At 45.1% G+C, this 6,223-nt stretch carries 5 protein-coding genes; 3 read left to right on the top strand and 2 right to left on the bottom strand.

Features of this window, described 5'->3' with window-relative positions; genetic code table 11:
- Positions 1-744: 744 nt before the first annotated feature.
- A complete protein-coding gene (locus AC1DPZ_RS19945) occupies positions 745-969 on the top strand; it encodes a hypothetical protein (RefSeq protein ID WP_477406666.1) in 225 nt (74 codons plus the stop codon).
- 231 nt (positions 970-1,200) lie between these two features.
- Positions 1,201-2,568: a right-handed parallel beta-helix repeat-containing protein gene (locus tag AC1DPZ_RS19940; RefSeq protein WP_477406664.1), complete on the top strand. Its 1,368-nt coding sequence runs from the start codon at positions 1,201-1,203 to the stop codon at positions 2,566-2,568.
- 70 nt (positions 2,569-2,638) lie between these two features.
- On the opposite strand, the gene AC1DPZ_RS19935 is transcribed toward AC1DPZ_RS19940, so the two are convergent.
- Positions 2,639-3,310 carry a DNA alkylation repair protein gene (locus AC1DPZ_RS19935; protein WP_477406662.1) on the bottom strand — a complete coding sequence of 224 codons (672 nt, stop codon included), beginning with the start codon at positions 3,308-3,310 and terminating at the stop codon, positions 2,639-2,641.
- A gap of 422 nt (positions 3,311-3,732) precedes the next feature.
- Here AC1DPZ_RS19935 and AC1DPZ_RS19930 point away from each other — a divergent pair, with 422 nt between their 5' ends.
- The gene (locus AC1DPZ_RS19930) at positions 3,733-3,912 is read left to right on the top strand and encodes a hypothetical protein (RefSeq protein ID WP_477406660.1); all 180 of its coding nucleotides are present in this window, start codon (positions 3,733-3,735) and stop codon (positions 3,910-3,912) included.
- Positions 3,913-4,281: 369 nt separating this feature from the next.
- On the opposite strand, the gene AC1DPZ_RS19925 is transcribed toward AC1DPZ_RS19930, so the two are convergent.
- A complete protein-coding gene (locus tag AC1DPZ_RS19925; protein WP_477406658.1) occupies positions 4,282-4,770 on the bottom strand; it encodes a YybH family protein in 489 nt (162 codons plus the stop codon).
- Positions 4,771-6,223 lie beyond the last annotated feature (1,453 nt).

The raw sequence follows: 6,223 nt of genomic DNA, 5'->3' as shown, positions 1-6,223 counted from the left end.
CCATGTCATTGCGAGCGCAGCGCGGCAATCGCGAACTGTACAGGTCCGCTCTGTATAGCATGCGATTGCTTCGTGCCTCGCAATGACATAAATTACATTAAAAAATAGTGCTGAAAATCAGTGATTTATAAACACGTCATTATAAGCGATAGCGTGGCAATCTCGAAGCTATACAGGGCGGGTAGTATAGGTACTAATGTTATTAAGTAGTAATAACAACATTGGCCCGCTCAATCGCCGCGGGAGGGCTGTTACTTTGAAGCCGCAAAGTAACCAAACGGCTGTCGGCAGAAATGCTTCTTTGCCGCACAGGCCTTAGCCCCGCAAACCGGGCAGAACCTGGGCTGGGATTATTTTGCCCTCGCGCGCTTTGCCCACTTCTGCAAAAACTCCCTATGCCCTGCAGCCGCACAACCCCGCATCGTTCTGCCCGTTTTCGCCCGAAGCTGCTCTGCCGACGGGAAGGGAACACGAGAGCATTCGACGTCTCTCGCCTGGGTTCCCTGGAGGGTTATAAAATGTTTTGCTATGCATTCTGTTAATTCTTTAATTCGGTGAATTCCGGTTCAGACAATTGCCTCTTTTAGCACATGTCTTGTGTGGCAGGAGTGTGGGCGGATGACTTGTGATTGTGTTGATGCTGCTTGAGTTTATTTAGTAGTAATAACAACATTGGCCCGCTCAGTTGCCGCGGGAGGGCTGTTACTTTGAAGCCGCAAAGTAACCAAACGGCTGTCGGCAGAAATGCTTCTTTGCCGCACAGGCCTTACCCTGCAAAACGGCCAAAACCTGGGCTGGAATTATTTTGCCCCGGCCGCACGTGGCTCCCGCCGCAAAAACTTCCTATGCCCTGCAGCCGCACAAGGCCACCATCGTTTTGGCCGTTTTCGCCCGAAGCTCCACTGCCGACGGGAAGGGAGCACGAGAGCATTCGACGTCCTCCCGCCGGGGTTCCGCGGAGGCTTATAAAATGTTTCGCTATGCATTCTGTTAATTCTTTAATTCGGTGAATTCCGGTTCAGACAATTACCTTTTGAGCGATGGGTGACCTGAAGCCATTTCGGATTTTGGGAACCTCCCGCCCCGCAGTAACTATGTTCCCAAAAACAACGTATAATAGCTTTTTTTTGAAAGCCAGGAAAGCCTGGTATGTGGCGATTCTTTGAACCTGTCATATTTAACGCTCCAATACATTTATACATGGAAAATATAGGTTACCTGATCCGGACCATCGCCGGTGTATTAGTTTTATCATCGTTAGCGATGTGTACCAAAAATAAAATTGACCAGACGCTAACCGCGCCCACGGTTACAAATGCCAAATTTTCGACCTTAGCTACCACCGATTGCACGTATACGGTTCAGCCCTCTGAGTGGATGGTGGACGGAACTAATTTACCTGCAGGTTCTATCGTGTGCATCCCGGCCGGAACAAGAGGCGCTTTGCTGCTTAAAAACTTTAAAGGAACTGCAGCTGCCCCCATTGTTATTATTAACAAGGGCGGTAAAGTAACCTTTTCTACAGCTGTTACAGCATCATACGGGTTTAAAACACAAAATTGCCGGTATTTTAAGATACTGGGAACCGGCGACCCGGATACCGAGTATGGGTTTGATATAAATGGCGGCAATATCGGTATGACGATGGACAACCTGAGCTCCGATTTTGAGATTGCAAATGTGGAGGTGCGTAATAGTGGCTTTGCCGGTATTATGGCCAAAACAGATCCATCTTGTGATGAAGCAACATGGCGTGGCCATTTTACCCTGCAAAATATAATTCTCCATGACAATTATGTTCACAAAACTGGTGGCGAAGGATTTTATGTGGGCAATTCGTTTTATGCCAACGGCGTCTCGCTTTCCTGCGGTAAGGTTTGGCCAGGCGATGTGGTGAACGTTAAGCTATACAAAAATATCACCGATTCTACCGGTGCCGAAGGTATCCAGGTTGGCAGCGCTATTTTAGGCTGCGAAATTTATAACAATACGGTTAAAACGCCCGGGATAAGCCCTTTTGCATCTTATCAAAATAACGGTATACAAATAGGCGAAGGTACCGGGGGCAAATGTTATAACAACCTGGTTAAGGATGCGCCCGGCAACGGAATTATTGTACTGGGGCTTGGGGATAACCTGGTGTTTAATAACTATATCATCAATTCAAAAGCCTATGGTATTTTTGCAGATTCAAGATATACGCCGGGGCCTAATTTCCAGTTTATCAATAATACCATCATTGGTTCGGCTTTAGGCGGTATAAAATTAAATTCCGAAACTATCCCCATGAATACCGTTATTAATAATGTTTTTATCCAATCGGCATCGGTACAGCCGATAATTAAAATAAGCGGCAATGTTATGCTTACAGCTTCAAATAATTATGTAGGCAAGGCTGTAAGCGCATGTAAATTTGTAAATTATAACGCAAATAATTTCCATTTACAATCATCGTCGCCGCTTATTAATGCGGGGGCAAACGTTTTATCATACGGCGTAGAATTTGATTATTATGGCACCCAACGCCCCGATGCCGGAGCTTTTGACATTGGGGCTACTGAGTATTGATATATCCCATTCGGTAAAATCAATTATAAAATATTGGGAATCATCGTTGGTAAGCTACCCTTTAAACTACTTAAGCTAAACCCTGCCTTTTCACTATTGCGTTGATCCAAATGGGGGCAAAGGGCGAGGTACAGCCTTTTGATACGGGGTAATCGCGGTATATGCCCAATCGCTCGCCTATATCCAACGCACGTTGGCGGTAAGCGGGGTGATATATGCCAATTTGCGCCAGTGTGGTGTTCATGGTCCATTGCACTTCGGGAGGGGCAACGGGCATTTCGGTCTCGATGCGGTCGAGAATGCCGGGGATATCCAGTCCCCCGGGGTTCCTGGCCACCCGGCCGCTGGTAAGGCTCCAGCCTACGCGGGCAGCCATGGGGTGGTCGGCAAACAGCCATTGCTGGCGTAATTGTTCTTTATCGGGATACTCCTTTATAACATTGGCATACAGCCAGTCGATAACCTGCGCAAACGTTTCGGATCGTACCATGCTGTTTATTTCTTCCGAGGATAATGCCTTTGGAACCATGATGAGTGTTGCCAGGAATCTTGCCTCGATATTGCCGGTTTCCCATAAGGCTTGAGCGAATTCATTATTGGGCTTTATCTTTTTAGCCAGGGCGCGGATATCGCCCATCTTTACGCCAAACTGGTTTTGGTGCGCCCCGAATTTTGTGTTATGGGTACGCATTGTCTCGTTCCCAAGTGCCTCCAATTTTGTAAGGATCTCTGCTACAGTCATGGTATTATTGGTAATTTAAGCATGGTTTTGATTATTCGAATATAGGCGGTTGGAGAGAGAAAAACTAAAGTTAGAAATCAAAAATATGTCGTTGAGAGTGGTAAAATCCGTGGACTCTGAAGGGGAAATGACATCGATTTAATACCCAATGTCATGCCGAACTTGTTTCGCCACATGCTAAGTGTACTTCGTGTGGGTCACCTGTCCTGTGGGATCCCGATCCGTTAGCTAACGGACGGGATGACTTCCGTTTTTTCAACTTGTCATAGGTAGGGATAGCGTGACAATCTCGTAGCTATACAGGGCGGTTGTACAGGTACTAACGTTATTTAGTAGTAATAACAACATTGGCCCGCTCAATTGCCGCGGGAGGGCTGTTACTTTGTCTTGATACAAAGTAACCAAAAATCAAGTCGGCAGAAATGCTTCTTTGCCGCACAGGCCTTGCCCTGCAAAACTGCCAAAACCTGGGCTGGAATTATTTTGCCCCGGCGCTCATGGCTCCCCTAGCAAAAACTTCCTATGCCCTGCAGCCGCACAAGGCCACCATAGTTTTGGCCGTTTTCGCCCGAAGCTTCACTGCCGACGGGAAGGGAACATGAGAGCTTTCGACGTCTTCGCGTTTGGGTTCCGTGGGGGGATAGAATGTTTCGCTATGCATTCTGTTAATTCTTTAATTCTGTGAATTCCGGTTCAGACAATTACACTTCTGCAAAAACTCCCTATGCCCTGCAGCCGCACAGCCCCGCATCGTTCTGCCCGCTTTCGCCCGAAGCTCCACTGCCGACGGGGAAGGGAACACCAGAGCTTTCACGATAACCACAAAAAAAGCACGGCACCCTGCGCTGTTCGAAGCCTCCGATTTCGAACTAATATGCCAGGAAGTATCCAGGCTACTTGGGCCGTTGTTTTAGCTATGTGGAGATTAACAAATAATATAAATTGACCAATAAAGGGGAATCCGGGCGCCTTTATTGTGGGGCGGCGGGAGCAGCCTGGGTCATCTCCCGTAAAGAGACCCATCCGTAAGGGCTGTCTTTATACTTCGCGAAAACCGTCATTGACCTGCCGCGGGCAATTGATGATTTTCCACCATTAACCGGGGTTACTTTGAAAGCAAAAATACAGGTTTCAATCGCTGTATTACCATTGAATTCCGTGCTTTCAATTTGGTTTTTAATAAGCTCCATTTTGGATGCATGAAACATTGCCGTTAATTGTTTAGCCAATGCTGCCCGGCCGGTAACTACATTGTTGCCGCCAAAGTACTTAACAACATCCGGATGGTGCAGCGCTACTATTGCTGCCACATCGCCGCGGGCAAAAGCGGCGCCCATGGCCATTTTGGTTTTTTGCAGCGCAACTTTATCAGCGGTTATATTATTGCTTTGGGGCGATGAACAGCTATAAAGTATCATGAAGGTAAAAATAAGGAGACGCGGTGCTTTAATATCCATCATTGGTTTAGCCTTAATAAAAATAAGAAATGTAATCCATTTATCCGCCGGGTAAAGCGTCTGTACCAGCCTTTATCCACATGGCAAAACGAGTCCCCCTTTCCGCAAATATTTATTTATCAGTGAGCTGATGAATGCTTTTTAGCGCTACTCACTGTTTTATTCATATATTTTTTAACAGCGATTGACATAAATTTAACGCTCTCTTTTAAGTTATGCAACAATAATTTAAATTAATTTGCCAACTTCAAATAAACAATATAAGTTAAGTACCCTCTCTTTTATTTTCAACATAATTACATGTATCGGTTACTAAAATGGACCGTGCCTACAGTACTCAATGCTGTTGTTAATTTTAATCGCCGGGTTGAAATCAGGCGCTACAACATGCGTCGAGCCGATGACTCTTTAGCTGCAGTTGTCAGATTTATTTGTCAGTTAGCAAAGCCATAGCCTGGCTTATATCGCGGCAGCACTATGCCCTCTTGATATTAAATGCAAAATAAGACAGAACCATAGGTTCGGTTGGTATGGTAGCCACGGGTTTTAACCCGTGGTAATAAAAAACAGCAGATGATTGAGTACCGTAGGTACGGCCCATATATGATGAGCCTTGTTAAATAATGCGGATAGGTGTTCCTCCTGCGCTGTTTGAAGCCTCCGACTTCGAACTAATATGTAAGGGTAGTCTCCAGACTACTTGTGGCGTTGCTTTAGCTATATATACGGGTAGTTTGTAAACTACGGGCATAATCGTTTGAGTCAGAGACATTCGAACAGTGGGGAGACTTCGGAGAGCGGTGGATAATATAAATTTAAAATCAAAAAGTAGATTTTATGAAGTTAGTTGATATAGTAAAAAAAATAGATGAGGTTAATCAAGAACTTGCTCTTTTTCAAGAAGATAAAGAAACCTTAGACTCTTATATTGTCATCCGCTGAACCCGGCGACCAAGGAATTAAGATATTTGATGGTAAACAGTACCACTACTTGATTGAAGTTTTTTTAGCAAAAGAATTTATAGATGACTGGGTTGCAAGTTTAAAGTACACTCCGACATCAGAAGAGATAGCGAGGCCATTACTTGATTACGCAATTAATGATGCATAATATACCTCGACCTTTGTTAGTATTTACCCACTCAGCTACCGCGAGGGTCAACCCTTGTGACCCGCATGCTAAGTATGCGCCATGTCTTTAGGACAACACTGTGTTAGGACAATCAAAATATTACATCCTTACAAACACATCTACCCCAAAAACAGTGGCAAAACTAACAAAATATAATCCTTCCAGATTTCTGAATTTATAATTGCGGCTCATCCGTTAAAAATACAAATCCCGGATGAAGCTTACATCCGGGATTTGCTTGCATATTCAATATCTTGCATGCGGCCACAAGGCTGGAGTGGCTGTTGCACAACTCGTCAACTATTTCGCAATAATTTATGTTAA

The sequence above is a fragment of the Mucilaginibacter sp. P4_G9 genome (assembly GCF_056400985.1).
This window is presented reverse-complemented; position numbering and strand designations above follow the sequence as displayed.